The sequence below is a fragment of the Chryseobacterium sp. FP211-J200 genome (assembly GCF_001643375.1).
Lineage (GTDB): Bacteria > Bacteroidota > Bacteroidia > Flavobacteriales > Weeksellaceae > Epilithonimonas > Epilithonimonas ginsengisoli.
Window position 1 is genome coordinate 1 of the sequence record NZ_LSHB01000080.1, and the last position, 1637, is coordinate 1637.

The 1637-nt window shown below is 48.6% G+C and carries 1 protein-coding gene; it reads right to left on the bottom strand.

Annotated features, from left to right (window positions below; all coding sequences use genetic code 11):
* On the bottom strand, positions 1-1616 hold a 1616-nt coding region (locus AXA65_RS18685), incomplete at its 3' end, for a type VI secretion system Vgr family protein (protein WP_063971563.1).
* Between the last annotated feature and the right edge of the window lie 21 nt (positions 1617-1637).

Genomic DNA, 1637 nt, shown 5'->3' on the forward strand with positions numbered 1-1637 from the left:
GTCATCGTCTCTGGTGCTGTAATATTGATATTACTTCCTGTAGTATCCAGATGGATCTCATTTCCTGATTTATCAGTTATGATAATGCTTTCGTCCTCTGTGAAAACAATTCTATGTCCGCTTCTGGTTTGTATTGACTTCACGCGGTTATCCGATCCGCCTCCCAGGCCAACCTGTCCATGGAACATCCCACCCATTACAAACGGTCTATCAGGATGGTTGTGCACGAAGCCGACCATTACCTGGTCTCCAACTTCCGGGATCGCAACGTAACCTCGGTTCTGCGTGATCTGGTCTGTACCGCCAGCATCCGGACTCATCATCCTGATGAAATTGGTGGTGTCATGCAGCTGCCAATCAAATTTTACAGTTACCCGACCTTGGCCTTGTGGGTCTGTATTGCTGATGACCGTTGCGATCTGTGGTTGAGCTGCCGGGATAGTGAACTCTGGTTTCGGGAGGAAGCCCGTGTCACTTGCGATAGCTTTGAAAGTTCCTTTGTAATGTCCCAAGGTATCCACATCGTGTGTCGCCTCCGTCACCATGATCCTTGTGAAGTAGCTCGTCTGGTTGCTGTCCGGTTTTCGCATCTCCAGGTCGGCAACGCAACCAGGATAGAGGAATGGGATGGAAATGTTACCGGTCACGGTGAAAACTTCCACCGCCTTGCTTCCGGCAGAACTTTCCTGTGAGTTGACCACATCCTTGTCCGTGGCCGCCTTGATGGGAGCTACTTGTAATGACCTTGTGGTGAAGATACCGCTCTGGTTCTTTTCATATGCCATCTTCGCAAGGTCGCCTTTATGTTTTACAGGTGTTTCCCCTGAGGTCAGTTTGCTGTGCTGGCTGCTGTTGTAGCCGTAGAATTCCGGCTTCGTGTGTACGGCCTGCAATTCTACACGGATATCACTGACGTTGCTGCCGTAGATCAACTTCAGTGGTGGATTTTGAGGCGGTAATTTTCCAAAATGAAGAACCTCGCCATCATAATAGAACTGTTCGCCGTAGGCCTCTGCCATCCTTGCGAGGTAATTGTAATGCGTCTCATTGTACTGGACACTGAATGGGATTTCCGAGTAATCGTTGGCATCCACACGGACATCATATTTACTGCTTCCCAGACCTTCTTTGATCAATTGTGAGGCGATGATGCTCAGATTGACAGGCGCTTCCCCTCCAAAACTTTGCACTGTCGGTGCAGCATCCAAAAGTATTGTGGGACTGAAGCCGCCAAGAACGATATTTGGAAGTCCACCTTTTTCCTGGCTGAATCCCACCTTCGTGATCACACCTACAAAAGTACGTTCCGGGCTGTCAGGGATATCCTTGTATTTTTGCACCACCGTGATCCTTTTTCCCAAAAACTCCTGGCTGGATTCCAGGTTGTGATTTTCCTTGTTGCCCAAAGTATCGTGTGCCAAAATAAGCTCGAACTCGTGATGCTTGCTGCTATTCTGTGACAAGGTGAAGCTTTTGTAATGCGAGATCACCTTGCCCTCGATCACGACATTGAGTTTCACGAGACGGTTGATCCCGAAGATCTGGCTTGCGGATATCGAGTTGGCGCTGTTATCTGGTTTGAAAGTTGGGCGGGTAGGTGTGTTTGGAGTTTCCATATGTGGTGATTTTAGTAATTT